The 17,894-nt window shown below is 42.6% G+C and carries 14 protein-coding genes; 8 read left to right on the top strand and 6 right to left on the bottom strand.

What is annotated here, in order from left to right; all coding sequences use genetic code 11:
• Window positions 1-112: 112 nt before the first annotated feature.
• The 6 genes from L0B70_RS00810 to L0B70_RS00785 all read left to right on the top strand — a co-directional run bounded on the left by L0B70_RS00810 (window position 113) and on the right by L0B70_RS00785 (window position 10,632).
• Window positions 113-2,923 (top strand): SusC/RagA family TonB-linked outer membrane protein, encoded by a 2,811-nt coding sequence (locus L0B70_RS00810; RefSeq protein ID WP_235142431.1) that lies wholly within the window; start codon window positions 113-115, stop codon window positions 2,921-2,923.
• Between the two features lie 10 nt (window positions 2,924-2,933).
• On the top strand, window positions 2,934-4,352 hold the full coding sequence (locus L0B70_RS00805; protein WP_235142430.1) for a RagB/SusD family nutrient uptake outer membrane protein: 1,419 nt from the start codon (window positions 2,934-2,936) through the stop codon (window positions 4,350-4,352).
• Between the two features lie 91 nt (window positions 4,353-4,443).
• Window positions 4,444-5,823, top strand: a complete 1,380-nt coding sequence (locus L0B70_RS00800; RefSeq protein WP_235142429.1) for a glucoamylase family protein — start codon at window positions 4,444-4,446, stop codon at window positions 5,821-5,823.
• A 130-nt stretch (window positions 5,824-5,953) separates the two neighbouring features.
• Window positions 5,954-6,670 (top strand): prolyl oligopeptidase family serine peptidase, encoded by a 717-nt coding sequence (locus L0B70_RS00795; RefSeq protein WP_235142428.1) that lies wholly within the window; start codon window positions 5,954-5,956, stop codon window positions 6,668-6,670.
• Between the two features lie 11 nt (window positions 6,671-6,681).
• The gene (gene bglX, locus L0B70_RS00790) at window positions 6,682-9,009 is read left to right on the top strand and encodes a beta-glucosidase BglX (RefSeq protein WP_235142427.1); all 2,328 of its coding nucleotides are present in this window, start codon (window positions 6,682-6,684) and stop codon (window positions 9,007-9,009) included.
• Between the two features lie 99 nt (window positions 9,010-9,108).
• Window positions 9,109-10,632, top strand: coding sequence for an FMN-binding glutamate synthase family protein (locus tag L0B70_RS00785; protein ID WP_235142426.1), 1,524 nt, complete (start codon window positions 9,109-9,111; stop codon window positions 10,630-10,632).
• 60 nt (window positions 10,633-10,692) lie between these two features.
• Here the strand turns inward: L0B70_RS00785 and L0B70_RS00780 are convergent, their stop codons facing one another.
• From L0B70_RS00780 to L0B70_RS00755, 6 genes are all read right to left on the bottom strand, one after another.
• Window positions 10,693-12,099: a chloride channel protein gene (locus L0B70_RS00780; RefSeq protein ID WP_235142425.1), complete on the bottom strand. Its 1,407-nt coding sequence runs from the start codon at window positions 12,097-12,099 to the stop codon at window positions 10,693-10,695.
• A gap of 110 nt (window positions 12,100-12,209) precedes the next feature.
• Complete coding sequence (gene rplI / locus L0B70_RS00775; protein ID WP_235142424.1) at window positions 12,210-12,731, bottom strand: 50S ribosomal protein L9; 522 nt, start codon at window positions 12,729-12,731, stop codon at window positions 12,210-12,212.
• A 125-nt stretch (window positions 12,732-12,856) separates the two neighbouring features.
• Window positions 12,857-13,159 carry a 30S ribosomal protein S18 gene (rpsR, locus tag L0B70_RS00770; RefSeq protein ID WP_235142423.1) on the bottom strand — a complete coding sequence of 101 codons (303 nt, stop codon included), beginning with the start codon at window positions 13,157-13,159 and terminating at the stop codon, window positions 12,857-12,859.
• A 27-nt stretch (window positions 13,160-13,186) separates the two neighbouring features.
• The gene (rpsF, locus tag L0B70_RS00765; RefSeq protein ID WP_039352511.1) at window positions 13,187-13,528 is read right to left on the bottom strand and encodes a 30S ribosomal protein S6; all 342 of its coding nucleotides are present in this window, start codon (window positions 13,526-13,528) and stop codon (window positions 13,187-13,189) included.
• Between the two features lie 109 nt (window positions 13,529-13,637).
• Window positions 13,638-14,222, bottom strand: coding sequence for a polysaccharide deacetylase (locus L0B70_RS00760; protein ID WP_235142422.1), 585 nt, complete (start codon window positions 14,220-14,222; stop codon window positions 13,638-13,640).
• Between the two features lie 163 nt (window positions 14,223-14,385).
• A complete protein-coding gene (locus tag L0B70_RS00755; protein WP_235142421.1) occupies window positions 14,386-15,354 on the bottom strand; it encodes an NAD-dependent epimerase/dehydratase family protein in 969 nt (322 codons plus the stop codon).
• Between the two features lie 224 nt (window positions 15,355-15,578).
• Between L0B70_RS00755 and ggt the strand changes: the two genes are divergently transcribed.
• Window positions 15,579-17,264 carry a gamma-glutamyltransferase gene (gene ggt / locus L0B70_RS00750; RefSeq protein ID WP_235142420.1) on the top strand — a complete coding sequence of 562 codons (1,686 nt, stop codon included), beginning with the start codon at window positions 15,579-15,581 and terminating at the stop codon, window positions 17,262-17,264.
• A 7-nt stretch (window positions 17,265-17,271) separates the two neighbouring features.
• Complete coding sequence (locus L0B70_RS00745) at window positions 17,272-17,880, top strand: Crp/Fnr family transcriptional regulator (protein WP_235142419.1); 609 nt, start codon at window positions 17,272-17,274, stop codon at window positions 17,878-17,880.
• Window positions 17,881-17,894: the final 14 nt, after the last annotated feature.

Raw genomic sequence — 17,894 nt, 5'->3', positions numbered from 1 at the left:
TTTTAAAAAAATTGTGTTATTCTTAACATTGTTTTGAAATTAATATATAACTTTGAATAGGTTAGGCTGTACCAACCTGCTCCTCAGGAATATAAAATAATAAAACGATCATATGAAACACATTAGTTTAAAAGTTCCCTGTCTGGTTGCGGCAATGTACTTTGGTATGAATGTCAGCGCACAGGAAACTCCTAGAGACACCCTCAAGGAGCAGAAAATTGAAGAAGTGGTGATGATTGGTTATGGTAGCCAAAGGAAAGAAAATATTACGGGAAGTATTGGCCTGATCAGCGCGAAAGATCTTGCGGATAAACCGAATGCGAATCCTATAAGTTCCATTCAGGGTAAAGTGTCCGGTGTGCAGATTGTGACATCCGGAGCGCCGGGCGGATCGCCCCGAATTGATATTAGGGGAATCGGGTCTCTCACAGGCAAAACTGTTTTTATTGTCGATGGAATGATTACCGATGATATTTCTTTTTTGAATCCGCAGGATGTGGAATCGATGAGTATTTTAAAAGATCCCTCCAGTTTGGCCATCTACGGTGCAAGAGCCGCGAACGGTGCGGTCATCATCAAAACAAAAACAGGTAAAGGTAAAAAAGTTGCCTTTTCATTTAATTCTTACTTAGGAATTAAAACGGTAACCAACGTTCCAAAAATGGTCAACGCCGATCAGTATATCGAACTTTATAATGAGAAATTAGTGAATGACACGGGTTCGAGTACCGGCTCCATAAGCAGGGCTAATTTCCCGGCGGATACCGACTGGTTTAAGGAAATTCTTCGAACCAGCATGATTAATTCGAATGATTTTTCCGCCTCCGGAAAAGTGGGTAATTTAGGTTATTATGGAAGCATTGGATATTTGCAGGATGAAGGAAATCTCGCAGCGGGCCGCGGAATTAATTCCGGCAGTGGCTTTAACCGTTTAAACACGAAACTGAACCTCAGTTATAAGATCACCGACAATATTACGATTGGCGATAATTTCACGTTTGCGAAATCAAGAACAGACGTTTCACAAAATCCCTTATTGAATGCGTATAATGCGCCGCCGGTGTTTTATCCAATCGATCCTGCAACGGGAAATTATCAGTATTTTACGTTGGTAACTGTGGCAAACCCACGGGCACAATTGGATCTGTACCGGTCTCAGATCCGAGAAGAAAGATTGTTGAACAATGTTTGGGGCGAATACAACTTTTTGAAAGATTTTACTTTGAGAATCAGTTATACTACAGACAATATTAATTCTGGTCAGTTCGAATATACGCCTGTCTCCACCTATGTTCCTTCTCCCGGTCTTTCATCCCTCATTACCCGGAATTCGAAAACACGAAATTACGTTTGGGATAATACCCTGGGTTGGAAAAGAAGTTTTGGCAACCACAATATTGAGCTGCTTGCCGGTTTCTCCAGGACGAGAAATAGTTACACTCCAAGTTATTCCGAAGCTAAGAATGTAAACTATAATGGCGACAATTCTTCATTAGACATTGGCTCCGGCACCGATATCCTCTCAACAACTTACGATAAAGTTCGCGGTGTGATTCCTTACCAGTATAGAATTGAATCCCTTTTTGGAAGGTTGAATTATGATTATCAGGGTAAATACTTACTTAACGCGTCCCTTCGTCGGGATGGAAGTTCGCGCTATCCTTCCGATAACCGAAACCGCACCTTTCCGGCTGTGAGTGCTGGGTGGGTAGTTTCCAAAGAAGGTTTTATGGACAACCAGGATATCTTTAATCTGCTGAAATTCAGAGGAAGCTGGGGTAAGTTGGGTAATCCCGATGTTGCGCTGGCTTATAACTTAAATGTTACAACAATCAATTCCGGAGCATACTTCGGAAATAACGGATATCCTGCACAAACAATTGATCAGATCGTTGATCCCAATATCGACTGGGAAACCACTACCGGAAAAGATTTCGGGGTAGAAATGGCTTTTCTGAACAATAATTTAAAAGTAGAGGCAACCTATTTTGACAAAGACAGCAAGGATGTCGTATATGGTATTTTTCAGGGTACCGTCTCCGGTGCATCCAATTACAGAAACTATCAGACCAACGCATATTCCTTTAATAATCAGGGTTTTGAAACTGCCATAAGTTATGATTACAAAATTAATCAGGATATAAAATTAGGTTTGTATGGTAACCTAACCACTTTGAAAAATAAAATTACTTCGGTTTATGGTGGATCCTATCTGGAAACTGGAGCTTCATTATTTGGAAATTCCATAATCAGACTGCAGCAGGGCCAATCAGTTGGCGCTTATTACGGCTACCAGGTTGCAGGAATCTTTCAGGACGCGGCTGAAGTTACGTCTTCACCTACGCAGAACGGCGCCACAGTGGGCGGTTTTAAATTTTCCGACATCGATAATAACGGTCTAATCGATGCGAGAGACAAAACATTTTTAGGAAGTCCAATTCCAAAAGGAACCTATGGTTTCGGCGCGACTTTAAATGTGAAAAATATTGATTTTGCCATCGATTTTCAGGGCGTTTTCGGCAATGAAATTTATAACTACAACCGCGAACAGCGTTTTGGAAATGAGAGCTGGGATTTAGATATTTACAACAACCGCTGGACGGGACCGGGAAGTTCAAATTCCTACGCTTTAATAACTAACAATCAAGCCATCATTTTACCCAACAGTTTTTACGTTGAGGACGGAAGTTACATTAGAATCCGAAATATACAGGTAGGCTATACTTTGCCAAAAGGATTCTCGGAATCTCCGAAAATAAATAATGTAAGAATTTATCTCAGCGCGCAAAACCCGTGGACCAGTTTTAAATATCACGGTTTTTCTCCTGAAATTTTAAACACAGATCGCGTGCAGTTAGGAGTTGATAACAATATTTATCCAATTTCGGCCATTTATTCAATGGGTTTAAATCTCACTTTTTAATAATAATATCATGAAAAAAATAGTTCTAGCAGTTGCTTTATTTTCACTTGCAGTAAGTTGCAAAGATGATTTTTTAGATATCAAAGAGGAGGGCGTTACCGCTTCCACGGCTTTCTTTCAAACCCAGGAAGATGCCATTAAAGCGACCAGCGCCATTTATAGTTTTTTACGTTCCTGGGAAAATTCAGCTTTCCCTTACCAATTTGTTTTTGGAGTTCCCGCAGATGATGTAGAAAAAGGGTCGAATCCCGGTGATGCTTCATTTATCAATGTTTACAACGATTTCACCTATACACAAAGCGATTCCGGTATCGAAGGATATTGGATCGGGCAGTGGCAGGCGGTTAACAGAGCCAATCAGGTGATTACGAATGTACCCGCCATCGAAATGGATGCTACTTTAAAAAACCGGCTCATTGCTGAAGCAAAGATGTTAAGAGCTTATTTCTATTTTAATTTGGTGCGGATTTATGGTGGTGTTCCTATTTTTGATGGATTGCAGCAAAACTATAATATTCCGCGAAACTCTACAGACGAAGTTTATAATTTTATTATCGCCGATTTAACCGCTGCAGCAGAAGTTTTACCTACAAGTTATCCTGCGAGCGATTTGGGCAGGGTTACGAAGGGCGCTGCTTTAGGTTTGCTCTCCAAAGTTTACCTCTACAAAAAAGATTGGCAAAAAGCCTATGATGCTTCCAGCCAGGTTATGGGATTAGGTTATGCTTTAGATCCGGATTTTAATCATTTATTTAGACCAGACGGTGAGTTTGGCTCCGAATCTGTTTTTGAAGTAAACTGCCAATGTACCTCCGAATACGGCGGAAGCCAATATGCTGAGGTGCAGGGCGTCCGAAACCAGTTCGGATGGGGATTTTTTACGCCGACCGCCGCCTTGGAAAATGCGTTTGAGCCGGGTGATATTAGAAAAGAGCTTACCATTTTAAGAGAAGGGGAAACAACCCCCGAAGGCGATTTAATTCACAAAGGAGATCCGCAGGCCGGCAATGTATGGAACCAAAAAGTGTATGTACCTGTGGCATTAAACAACAGCGCCTGTGGCTCCGGCTCTGTTCAAAACATTCGGATTTTAAGATTTGCTGAGGTTTTACTGATCAACGCGGAAGCCGCAAACGAATTAGGAAATACCGCAGCAGCAGTTACGAATCTGAATAAGGTGCGCAACAGAGCAGCTTTACCGAATACTGCTGCAGCTTCACAGGCAGATCTACGAACCGCGATCTGGCACGAAAGAAGAGTTGAACTCGCCCTGGAAGGAGATCGGTTTGTGGATTTAGTAAGAACTGGTCAGGCCGCCAGCGTGCTAGCGCCTTATGGATTTACTGCAGGAAAAAATGAAGTTTTCCCTATTCCACTAAACTCCATCGTAAGCAGTCAAAACGTTTTAACCCAGAATCCAAATTACTAATCGTGCACAATGATTATAAATAGCTGAAGAATAACTGTCACAGATCTTTTTGTGACAGTTATCTTATACCGTCGAACCTCAAATTTTTCAAATGTTTAAGATCGTACCGCTTTCAGTAACCGTTCTCTCGCTTTTGCTCTCCTGCAAAAGTCAACAACTCCCAACTTCTGTAACAGAGACAAGTCAGACACAGAATCTTACCGATGACCAGTTGATGGACAAGGTTCAGCAGGAAACTTTAAAATATTTTTGGGATTTTGCAGAACCCAGTTCCATGATGGGGCGCGAGCGGTATCACGAAGACAATATCTATCCCGATAACGACAAGAATGTTGTTACCACCGGGGGGTCCGGCTTTGGCCTGATGACGATTTTAGTGGGTGTGGACCGGAATTTTATTCCGCGGAAAGAAGCAGTTGAAAGATTGGCGACCATTGCCGATTTTTTGTCCGAAGCAGATCGCCATCATGGCGCCTGGTCGCACTGGATCGACGGCGAGACCGGCGAAACGGTTCCTTTTGGAAAAAAAGATAACGGCGGCGATCTCGTCGAAACAGCTTTTCTTGTGCAGGGAATCATTGCCGTGCGCGAATATTTTAAAAATGGTAATGCCGAAGAAAAACTGCTTGCCCAAAAAATGGACGCGCTCTGGAAAGGAGTAGAGTGGAATTGGTACACCAAAGGCGGCGAAAAAGTTTTGTACTGGCACTGGTCGCCAACGTATGGCTGGGAAATGAATTTTCCGCTCGAGGGTTATAACGAATGTTTGGTCACGTACATTTTAGCCGCATCTTCGCCCACGCATCCCATCGATGCCGAAACCTTTTACAAAGGCTGGACGAGAAACGGAACTTACACGACTGATCGCTCGAAATACGACCTACCGCTTTACGTGAAACACAACGGCTCCGAAGAATATGGCGGACCGCTGTTCTGGGCGCAGTATTCCTATCTAGGACTGGATCCCACGGGTTTGTCCGATAGAAATGTTCCGAATTATTTCGATCTGAATAAAAATCAGGTTTTAATCGACTATAAATATTGTCTAGAAAATCCGAAAAAATTTGCAGGATACGGCCCGAATTACTGGGGACTTTCCGCCGGATATACCAGAAATAAAGATGGTTCCACGGGTTACACCGCCCAATCGCCCACAAATGATCGCGGTGTCATTAATCCGACTGCGGCTCTGAGCAGTTTTCCGTACACGCCGAAAGAATCGATGGCATTTTTACGTTTTTTATACATGGAAAAACCACAGTTTATCGGTTCCGCCGGGCCCTATGATGCGACTTCGGTTAATTTTGACGATTGGTTTACGCCACGATATTTGGCCATCGATCAGGGACCCATTTCTCCCATGATCGAAAATCACCGCACCGGTTTACTCTGGAAACTTTTTATGAACGCTCCCGAAATAAAAGAAGGTTTGAAAAAACTCGGTTTTAAATCGACGAAGTATCCGGATTAATTTTTTTAGGAGCTTTTTCCCGCTCTCCGCACTCGCTTTTTCGGGTTGCGGCGGCTTCGCCGCCGCAACCCGAAAAGAGCTCAAACAATGCTTCGATCGGGGCTAGGGATTTGTAATTAATAATAAAAAGATGAAACTCAAATTAAAATACCTAAGCTTTTTCTTCCTCACACTTTCCCTGAGCTTCAAGGCGCAGGAAATAAAAGCGGAATTCAAAAAAGACATTAAAAAAACGCAGCAGATTTCTTACGTTTTAGATTATCCGCAGAACACAAAGAGTGCGGTTCCGCTGCTCGTTTTTCTGCATGGCTCCGGCGAACGCGGCACCGATTTAGAAATGGTGAAGGCTCACAGTCCTTTCACTTACAAAAATCTGATCAAAGAACCCGTGGCCATTTTGGCGCCCCAATGTCCGGAAAACGTCTGGTGGGATACCGAAGCGGTTTACTATTTAATCAAAGAAATTCAGGATAAATACAACATCGATGATTCCCGCATAATGCTTACCGGATTATCCATGGGCGGTTGGGGAACATTAAAACTGGCCATGGAACATCCCGAACTTTTTTCGGCAGTCGTGGCCGTCTGTGCGCCTGTGGATCGCCTTATGAAAGTGCGCGCAGTGCAGTACAAAAATCTACCTACGAAACTTTTTCATGGCGGTAACGACGATGTAGTCTCACCCATGAATTCGATCGAAATTTATCAGGAAATCAAAAAAGTCAATAAGAATATTGAGCTAACCATTTTCCCCGACGATAACCACAACTCCTGGGATTCCACCTATTCCAACCCGAAATTGTATGACTGGATGCTTGCCCAGCGAAAAAATGTTCCTAAAAAATAAAAAGATATACTATGAAGAAATTAATAATCATTGCCGCGGTGGCGCTTTCACCCGTCATCTTTGCACAGGAAATTGTAACGAAACCGGTTCAGTCTTTTCAGACCGAAGCGTACAAAGCCAGAAAAAAAGTTTTCGTCGATGCACTTTTAGCGAAAATGACGTTAGACGAAAAAATAGGTCAGCTGAATTTACCCAGCGCCGGAGATTTTACGACGGGGCAGGCTCAAAACTCCGACATCGGTAAAAAAGTGGAAGAGGGTCTGGTTGGTGGACTGTTCAACATTAAAGGTGCTGAAAAGATTCTTGCCGTTCAGAAGGTAGCCGTCGAAAAGAGCCGCTTAAAAATCCCCTTGATTTTCGGAATGGATGTAATCCACGGCTACGAAACCACTTTTCCGATTCCGCTTGGTTTGGCTGCGTCCTGGGATATGAATTTAATTCAGCAGTCCGCGCGCGTTGCCGCCAGCGAAGCCGCTTCCGACGGAATTTCCTGGACTTTTTCCCCGATGACCGATATTTCCCGCGAACCGCGTTGGGGCCGTATTTCCGAAGGATCCGGCGAAGATCCTTACCTTGGCAGCGAAGTGGCAAAAGCCATGGTTTTTGGGTATCAGGGAAAAGACCTTTCCCTCAAAAATACCATCATGGCGTGCGTGAAACATTTCGCTCTTTATGGCGCGGGTGAAGCGGGCCGCGATTACAATACGGTGGATATGAGCCATCTGCGGATGTTCAACGAATATTTTCCACCTTACAAAGCTGCGGTCGACGCCGGAGTGGGTTCCGTGATGGCATCGTTTAACGAAGTCGACGGCATCCCGGCAACGGGAAACAAATGGCTCCAGACCGATGTTCTTCGGAAAATGTGGGGATTCCAGGGATTTGTGGTGACCGATTACACCGGAATCAACGAAATGATTGAGCACGGAATGGGCGATTTGCAGGCATCTTCCGCTTTGGCTTTACGCGCGGGCGTCGACATGGATATGGTGGGTGAAGGTTTTTTGAAAACTTTAAAAAAGTCATTAGAGGAGGGAAAAGTTACGCAGGCAGAAATCGACCTCGCTGCGAAACGCATTCTCGAAGCGAAATTTGATCTGGGCCTTTTTGAGAATCCCTACAAATACGGCGACGTAAAATGGGCTGCAAAAGAAGTCGGCAGCGACGAAAATAAAAGTATCGCCCGCAATACCGCGGCTCAGTCCATGGTGTTGATGAAAAATGACAACAGTGTTTTGCCTTTAAAAAAGTCCGGAACTGTGGCTGTTATCGGCCCCTTGGTTGCAAATTCATTGAATATGGCCGGGACCTGGAGTGTCGGCGCCGAGCACAGTACGGCGGTATCTTTGATGAAAGGACTTCAGGATAATTTTGGCAAAGACGTAAAATTTATTTCCGCCAAAGGTGCCAACATTGATTATTCCGAAAAACTCGAAAATATTTATGCAGCCCACGGCAAACTTACGGACCGCGACAACCGCTCCAAAGAAGTATTGTTAAAAGAGGCGGTCGACGTTGCCAACAAAGCGGATGTAATCATCCTCGCCATCGGCGAATCGGCCGAAATGAGCGGCGAATCTTCTTCGCGAACGCACATCGATATTCCGCAGTCTCAGGTTGATCTGCTGAACGAACTGAAAAAAACAGGAAAACCCATCGCAATGGTTCTTTTCACCGGACGACCTTTAGCTTTAACGAATGTGAAAGACGTTCCGGATGCCATTCTAAATGTCTGGTTCTCCGGAACAGAGGCGGGAAATGCCATTTCCGACGTTCTTTTCGGGAAAATAAACCCCTCCGGAAAACTGCCGGTTACATTTCCGCGAAGTTTAGGTCAGATTCCGCTTTACTATAATCATAAAAATACAGGAAGACCTTTGGGCGCAGAACAAACCGATAAATGTGAATATGAAAGATTTCGCTCTAATTTTATGGACGAATGCAACACGCCCCTGTATCCTTTTGGTTTTGGCTTGAGCTATACGAAGTTTGATTATTCCAAAATGAATCTGTCAAGTACTAATTTAAAAGGCAATCAAATACTTCAGGCTTCCGTTACGCTGAAAAATTCGGGGAAATATGACGGCGCCGAAATCGTTCAGCTTTACATCCGCGATTTGGTAGGAAGCATTACGCGCCCAGTTAAAGAACTGAAAGGTTTCCAAAAAATCTTCCTTAAAAAAGGCGAAAACAAAAAAGTAACTTTTACTATAACGCCGGAAGATTTAAAATTTTATAACAGCAATTTGAAGTTCGATTGGGAATCCGGGGATTTCGAAATCATGATTGGTACGAATTCTGAAGATGTTCAGCGCGAAAAAATCACGTGGAACAAGTAACGTCATTGACTTAGATAAAGCCGCTTTCAATTTCTGATAGCGGTTTTTTTTGTCCATATATTATTCATAAATTTGAGGTCATTCTTTAAAGATTTTATAATGAGAGATAAATTCATCCGGTGGGGTATTGCTATTGTTCTTATAATATGGGCCATCTCACTGCTTCTTAAAACCTATTACTGGATTCCAATTTTATTGACGGCAATCTATGCTTTAGGAATTTACAATGTTACACAATCCAAACATGCAATCCTGCGGAATTTCCCTGTTATAGGATATTTCCGCTATTTTTTCGAAAGTATTTCGCCCGAAATGCAGCAGTATTTTATTGAAAGAGAAACGGATGGTAAACCTTTTCCGCGAAACCAACGTTCCGCTGTTTACCGGCGTGCTAAAAATATAAGCGACACCGTTCCTTTTGGAACTCAACTTGAGGTAAATCAACGGAAATACGAAGGCATTAAGCACTCCATTTACGCACATTCTCCGTCGGAAGATCTTCCCCGCGTTTGGGTAGGTGGAGATCAGTGTACGCAGAAATACCACGCCTCCTTATTCAATATTTCCGCAATGAGTTTCGGATCTTTAAGTGACCGCGCGCAAATGTCTCTGAATAAAGGCGCGAAAAAAGGGAATTTTTATCATAACACCGGCGAGGGTGGAATTTCACCCTATCATTTGGAAGGTGGAGATCTCTGTTGGCAGATTGGGACAGGCTATTTCGGATGTAGAGATGATCACGGTAAATTTTCTCCGGAGATCTTCAAGAAAAACGTATCGATTCCAAGCGTTAAAATGATCGAAATCAAACTGTCTCAAGGTGCAAAACCTGGGCATGGTGGTGTTTTACCCGGTGCAAAAAATACGGTGGAAATCGCAGCGATCCGTCACGTTCAGCCCGGCGTAACCATCATCTCGCCGCCGTCGCATTCCGCTTTTTCCGATGCTGCAGGGCTATTGTTTTTCGTACAGCAGTTACGGGAATTATCAGATGGAAAACCGGTTGGCTTCAAATTATGTATCGGCGATACAAGGGAGTTTGAAGATATTTGCGTACAAATGAATGTTTTGAAAATCTATCCGGATTTTATTACTATTGACGGCGCGGAAGGAGGAACAGGAGCAGCACCTCCGGAATTTTCCGATGGCGTTGGAATGCCTTTGGAGCCGGCTTTGATTTTTGTGAACAGAACCTTAAATATCTTCAATGTCCGCGATAAAGTAAAAATAATTGCGAGCGGCAAAGTTTTAACAGCTTTGGATATTTTACGCGCTGTAGCAATGGGCGCTGATATGTGCAACAACGCGCGCGGATTTATGTTTGCATTGGGCTGTATTCAGGCTTTAAGGTGTAACACCAATAATTGTCCAACGGGTGTTGCCACGCAGGACAAAATGCTTATTAAAGGTTTGGATGTAACCGATAAGAGCGAACGCGTTTACCATTTCCATAAAAATACGTTGCATACCTGCAACGAACTGATTGGTGCAGCAGGCCGGAAATCCTACGAAGAAGTAGATGCAAGCATGTTTATGAGAGGTGACGAATTTGAGCATCTGGCTGACGTTTACTTCCCTGATATTTTAGGAAACGTGAAAGAAAACCATAGCAGCAGATATTAATTTTTGCTCATTTAAAAAAGACCCCTGAAAATTCTGTTCTCAGGGGTCTTTTTTGTTTTATTAATAATTTTCCTCCCGCGCTTGCCGGTCTTTTTCTTTCGCGTTCTCCCGCAGGTTTTCTTCATCAGTACGTAATTCTTCCAGATACGACATTTTCAGCGTGTCATAAAGCGATCTTTTGCTTACCATGAGGGAAATAAGCGAAGATACCATTCCGGCCAACATCAGATGAAAGATAAGTGAGTGCCTGTCGGTCATTTCCAGAACAATAATTGCGGAGGTAAACGGCGCCCGGGTTACTCCCGTTAAAAAGGCAACCATTCCTCCTAAAATTACAACATTGGTCTCGTTCGGTGATAAATGAATCCAGCCCGAAATTACGGATCCAATGCTGGCACCCGCAGAGAGTGCCGGCGCAAAAATTCCACCTGCTCCGCCGGACGTGAAGGACAAAGCCGGCCCGATCATTCTGAAGATCGGCATGTACCAGTCTTCGTGCTTGTCTTTTGTAAAAAGCGTTCGCTCCATGATCTCCTTTCCGGAGCCAAGGATTTCTCTGTTCACGAAAAAAGCCAGCGACGCAATAATCAAGGCACAAACAATAAGAAAAGCCACTTTTTCGGTGTCTTTTGTTAAAGTTTTATTCCAGGCGTTAATTCGCAGCATAATGACGGAAAGCTGACTCGCAAAAACGCCCGCAATCCCCGAAACCAAAATAACCGGAAACATAATACCCAAACCGACATCTGCTGTTTTTGGATATCCCAGATAGAGATAAGAGCCGGCCAGCGTTTGCGAAGTTAATCCCGCAATGATGACGGCGGTGAAGAGCGCAGTTTTAAAGTAATTAATATGCGTTTTTGAAAGTTCTTCCACCGCAAAAACGATTCCGCCGAGCGGCGTATTAAAGGCGGCGGAAAGTCCCGCTGCGGCACCCGTCATAATCATATTTTTCTTGGAGATCTTCGGCCACCATTCGGGGAGGTATTCGTTTACTTTTCGAAAAACAGACCCGGCAATCTGAATCGTCGGACCTTCTCGTCCAACGGCGCCCCCGCCAATAATCAAAGCCAAACTCGATAAAACTTTAAAAACAATGATTTTTAAACTTAAAAGATGCCTGATTTTAGAATGTTCTTTCGGATTAGCCAGTTCTACAGCAGCCATCACCTGCGGAATTCCGCTTCCTTTTGCGTAAGGTGCAAAGCTTTTGACAAGCCACCAGGAAAGCACAAATGCAGCGGGTGTGATGATGAAAATCATCCACGCATGCCAGTCGAATATGAAGTTCATCAGCGCTTCGCCCCACGTGAAAGCTTTTGCGTACAAAACGGCGAAAACCCCCGTAATTAAAGATCCGATCCAAAACGGAACCGCCTGTAAAAGATTGTTTTTTAGTTTCTCGTTGTGCAGGTTATCGAAAGATCTTTTGATACTTTGTCGCAAGTAGGCGAAGATTTCTAGCATAGATCAAAATTATTACTTTAATGTTACAAAAAAAATTATTGGTACGGGATTTTTAAGCCAAAAAAATCCGATAAAATTAATTACCGGATTTTGATGTATTTTCAAAACGCTTATGCTTCTTCAGCTGGAGTTTCTTCTACTTTTTTCGGAGCTGGAGTTGCTTTTGGAGCAGCAGCTACGGGTGGAGCATCAGAAACAATATCGAATTCGAAGTTGTGTTCTACATTTCTGTGAAGTCTGATGATCGCAGTAACTTTACCGGTTCTTTTGATCGTATTCCCAGGAATTTTGATGTATTTTTTATCAACCTGAACACCTACTTTAGACAATTCGTCGGAAAGATTGGCGTTGTTGATGGATCCGAACAGTTTGTCACCGGAACCTACTTTTGTAGCGATGGTAATGTTCGTTTTCTTCAACTGATCTACAATTGCGTTAGCAGCTGCAACCAATTTCGCTTCTTCTTCTTTACGGGATTCTAAAGTTGCTTCTAAAGCTGCTTTATTTTTTGGAGTCGCCAAAAGTCCTAAACCTTTTGGTAAAAGGTAATTTCTTGCGTATCCGTTTTTTACATTTACCGTATCGAACTCAAGTCCTAAGTTTTCTACGTCTGTTTTTAATATGATTTCCATTGTTGTTGTCCGTTTTTGTTTTAGATTTCAGTGTAAACTGTTTTCTAAAAATCGTTAGAATTAAATTTATTCAGCAACTTTTACGGCATTATGCACAGGCATAAAGCAGATTGCCTAGAGCATTTTTATTTTAAAAGATCTGCAATATAAGGCATCATCGACAAGTGTCTTGCTCTTTTAATTGCTGCAGAAACTTTTCTTTGGTATTTCAAAGACGTTCCGGTGTATCTTCTTGGTAAAATTTTACCTTGTTCGTTCACGAACTGAAGAAGGAAATTTGGATCTTTATAATCAACATGTTTGATTCCGTATTTTTTGAATCTACAGTATTTTTTATCAGATTTTGTATTGATATCAAGTGGAGTTAAAAATCTTACTTCAGATTCTCCTCCAGCTGAGGCTTGTTTTGCCATATCATCTATTGCCATAACTTTTCTTTTTTTTAGGGGTTGAAATTAAACTTTCGCAGTTTTTACTTTCGTTCTTCTTGTTACTGCATACTCGATCGCATGTTTGTCCAGTTTTGTAGTAAGGTAACGGATTACTCTTTCGTCACGTTTGTACGCAGTTTCCAGATCTGCCACTACAGTACCTTCACCTTTAAATTCGATCAAAGTGTAGAATCCATTCTTTTTTAATTGAATAGGATACGCCAGTTTTTTAAGTCCCCAATTTTCTTTGGCAACGATTTCGCAATTGTTTGCTTTCAGCAAATCTTCAAACTTTTTTACTGCTTCCTCCACCTGAGCGTCAGATAGAACGGGAGTTAAAATGAAAACAGTTTCGTAATTGTTCATAATGTTAATTAATTTGTTAATTATTTCAAGGTGCAAAAATATAAATTTTTTCCCGAAGGCGCAACCTCTCAAGCGATTAAATTAAAAAACCTTTATAATACGGATCAATTTAGAAAATAAAATCCTTCATTCTCGAAAAAGCCAGGTTTTCTTCATTCATCCACTGCAGGAAGGTTTCCAGTTTATCGTCCATTTTTCTGCCGGAATTGAATTTCCGGTAGAACGGAATTTTAAACTGATATTTGGAGAAATCCGTGAACTGCCACGTATTAAGATAAACAACGACAAAATCATCGTTTTTAATCGTTTCCAAAACCATACTTTTATAATACGGTAGCGGAACGGCTTGAAAAACAAAATCGTTATAAGGAATTTGCGAGTAAGGCGAAATGCTTTCCGGAATAATACTCAGCCCGTGTTTCTGCAGAATCTGCGTGCTGCGTTCCAGCCTTTTCAACGAAAAAAGAATATTTGCATTTTCGATATTTGAAATATACGTGAACTCCAGATTTTTAAGGTCTTCAATCGAAACCGAAACCTCTTTCTGGCGAATGCCGCGGACTATTTTACCCGTTACTTCTTCAATATTCTGTTTCGCCTCTTCAATTGCCTGCAGGTCTGAATTTTTATTATAAAGGGCGATTTCATGACCTTTTCCAATTATTTTTTTTACCAAAAGATTCAGCTTCTCCACAAGAGAAATTTCGATAAAAAAAGTCGCGAGAATATTATTATTTTCCAGCGTCCGCAGGATTGAGAGCGTGTTTTGTTCCGTGATGTTCAGAATTTCCGCCTCGCTAAGGAAGTAATTCTTCTCAAAATCACTTTTTTCTTAATAATGTTGAAACTTAAGAGGATCATTTAGTTGCGCCCAATTTCACGCGAAGGTTCTTCAGCATGTCTTTCGTCATTGCAGAAATATCGTAGTCGTAACTCAAATTCCAGTCTTTTTTCGCGATGGAATCATCAATAGAAGCGGGCCACGAATCTGCGATAGCCTGTCGGAAATCGGTTTTATAATCAATCTGGAAATTTGGAATTTCCTTTCGGATCTCATCCGCCAACTGCTTGGGCGTGAAAGACAGTCCACCTAAATTATAGGACGTATGTACGGTTAAATTCTCTTTCGGCGCTTCCATTAATTTCAAAGTTGCATTAATGGCATCATCCATATACAACATCGGCATCGCAGTATCTTCCGAAATAAAACTCGTGTATTTTTCTTCTTCAATAGCTTCGTAAAAAATCTCCACAGCGTAATCGGTTGTTCCGCCTCCTGCCGGCGTTTTCCAGGAAATTAAACCAGGATACCGAATGCTACGAACATCCACTCCATACTTATCAAAATAATACTCGCACCATTTTTCTCCTGCCATCTTCGAGATTCCATACACCGTGGTTGGGTTTAAAACTACGTCCTGGCCCACATTTTCCTTCGGAATACCTTTCCCGAACACCGCGATGGAGCTGGGCCAGAAGATTTTCTTCAGCAAACCTTCCTTCGCCAGTTCACAAAAATGCAGCAGCGGTTCCAGATTCAGCTTCCAGGCGAAAAGCGGTTGTTTTTCCGAGGTTCCCGACAGCAGCGACGCGAGATGATACACCGTTGTAATTTCGTAATCTTTAATAACCTGTCTTACCAGCTGCGTATTCGTTACATCCATTCTCTCGTAAAATCCTGCAGAAGTCAGATTTTTATCCCATCGGTCCAAACCTGAGGCCACCACATTTTCTGCGCCGTGAATTTCGACCAGTCTGTTCGTAAGTTCCGTACCGATTTGTCCGAGTGCGCCGGTGATAAGTATTTTTTCCGTGTAGGATTCCATATTGAAAATTTTGATGTGCACAAATTTAAAAAAATAGCGTCTTAAAAGAAATTTTTAGGCACAATAAATTTTTGGGCGACAAATTCCGCCTTCCGCTCCCGCTTTTTTCCTCCTCGTTCCTCGTCAGAAAAAGAGCTCCACTCAAGTCGGGTCGCAACTCTGGCACCCAATTAAAAGCGTAATTTATAAATCAATTTTTCCTATTTTTGATAAAATTTGTTTCTATGAAGAGATTGTTCCTGTCGTTCGTTCTGGCTTCCCAGTTCGTGTTTGCGCAATTCACCGACATCAATATTGTAAAAGAAATTCGCACCAAAGACAAAGGTTTGGTCGTTTCTGCACATCCCCTGGCCAGTGAAGCGGGCGCGAAAATTATGAGGATGGGCGGGAACGCGTTTGATGCCGTAATCGCGACGCAATATGCGCTGGCCGTGGTCTATCCGCAAGCCGGAAATATAGGTGGCGGCGGCTTTCTCGTCGGCGTGCAAAGTAATGGCGACAAATTCACCTTAGATTACCGCGAAACCGCTCCCGAAAAATCGTCCAAAGATATGTATCTCGACAAAAAAGGAAATGCAAACACCGATCTTTCCCAAAACGGCAGACTGGCGGTGGGCGTCCCGGGATCTGTTGCAGGATTTTTCGCCACTTTAAAACACGCGAAACTTCCCATGGAAAAACTTATTCAACCCGCCATCGATTTGGCCGAACAGGGATTTTCGCTCACGCAGAAAGAAGCAGGTCTGCTCAACAGCGAACTCGACGCCTTCAACCAACATAACAGAAGCAAGACGGTTTTTCAAAAATCGAGTACCTGGAAACAAGGCGATATCCTGGTGCAGAAAGAACTTGCCGAAACCTTAAAACTCATTCAAAAATACGGGGCGAAAGGTTTTTACGAGGGAAAAACCGCTGATCTCATCCAGCAGGAAATGAAGCGCGGAAACGGCATCATCACTTTAAATGATCTTAAAAACTACCAGGTTGTCGAAAGAAAACCCATTTCTTTTATGTACAAAGGCAACGAAATCGTCTCCATGCCTTTGCCCTCAAGCGGCGGGATTCTTCTGGCTCAGATGTTGAAAATGAGCGGTTTCGAAAATGTAGAAAAATACGCGCAAAATTCCACACAAGCCGTTCAGATTATGGTCGAGGCCGAACGCCGGGCTTTTGCAGACCGCGCCGAATACATGGGCGATCCCGCTTATATTAAAGATCAAACCGCGATGCTGATTTCTGATGAATATTTAAAAAACCGCTGGAAAAGTTTCGACAAAAATACTGCAACACCTAGTTTCGCGGTCGGAAAAATTGTGGCGCAGCCAAAAGAATCTACCGAAACCACCCATATTTCCATTATCGATAAGGAGGGAAATGCAGTGGCCGTAACCACAACTTTGAACGGTTTGTACGGAAGTAAAGTTGTGGTTTCCGGGGCAGGGTTTTTCCTGAATAACGAAATGGACGATTTCTCCGTAAAGCCCGGAGTTCCGAATATGTTCGGTGCGGTGGGCGGCGAGGCAAATTCTATTAAACCCGGAAAAAGAATGTTGAGTTCGATGACGCCGACCATCGTTCTACAAAAGGGAAAACCTTACATTATTGTCGGAACGCCCGGTGGAACTACCATTCCGACGTCCGTTTACCAATCTATTGTTAATGTGGTCGATTTTGGTTTAAATCCAAATTTGGCCGTGAATACGCCGAAATTCCATCATCAGTGGTTGCCGGAAAGTGTGATGGTGGAAAAAAACTTTCCGGAAGCCACGGTTTCTGATCTGGAGAAAATGAATTATAAAATAGAAAGAGTTTCGCAAATTGGCCGCACGGAAATGATTGTTATCGACGGGAACGGTAACGCAGTTGCAGTGGCAGACGGACGCGGTGATGATTCGGTAGCAGTAGAATAATTTGAAAATGGTAGAAAATAACAGTCACAAAAATTTTATACGGGAAAAAGTTTTGTCTTACAAACCGGATTTTGATCTGGAGATCTTAGAAGCAGGACTGGCTGAATTTAATGTTTCACACTGCGTGGGCGGAGATCTTATTTTGAAAGCAGGGGAAATCTGCAAAAGTATTTTTATGGTTGAAAATTCCATCACCCGATGCTATTTTACGGATCGTGAGGGTGATGAAAAAACCATCTGGCTGGAGCCGGAAAAAATGGTGATTACCGATTACGAAAGTTTTCGAACGCAGACCGCCAGCCGCTGCGATATTTATTGTTATGAAGATTCTGCCGTTTATTCCATTGAAAAACAAAATTTGGTGAAGCTTTATGCGAAATATCACGATTGGGCAATATTTGGACTCCTCGTAATGGAAGAACATTACTGCAATCTCCTGGCACTGCGAAATACGCTTAGTTTCAACAGTGCGAATGAAAATTATGATCTTATAAAAAGCTACTCATCGCGATATTTAGATGTAGTTCCGCTGAAACACCTCGCTTCGTGGCTCAATATTTCTGCGGTTCATTTATCAAGAATTCGTAAAGAAAAGGCGAAATTTATTGAGAATTAACATAGGTTAATCCG

This window comes from Kaistella sp. 97-N-M2, from assembly GCF_021513235.1.
Classification (GTDB): domain Bacteria; phylum Bacteroidota; class Bacteroidia; order Flavobacteriales; family Weeksellaceae; genus Kaistella.
Note: the sequence above shows the minus strand (reverse complement) of the source record. Positions and strands in the feature narration are given on the sequence as shown.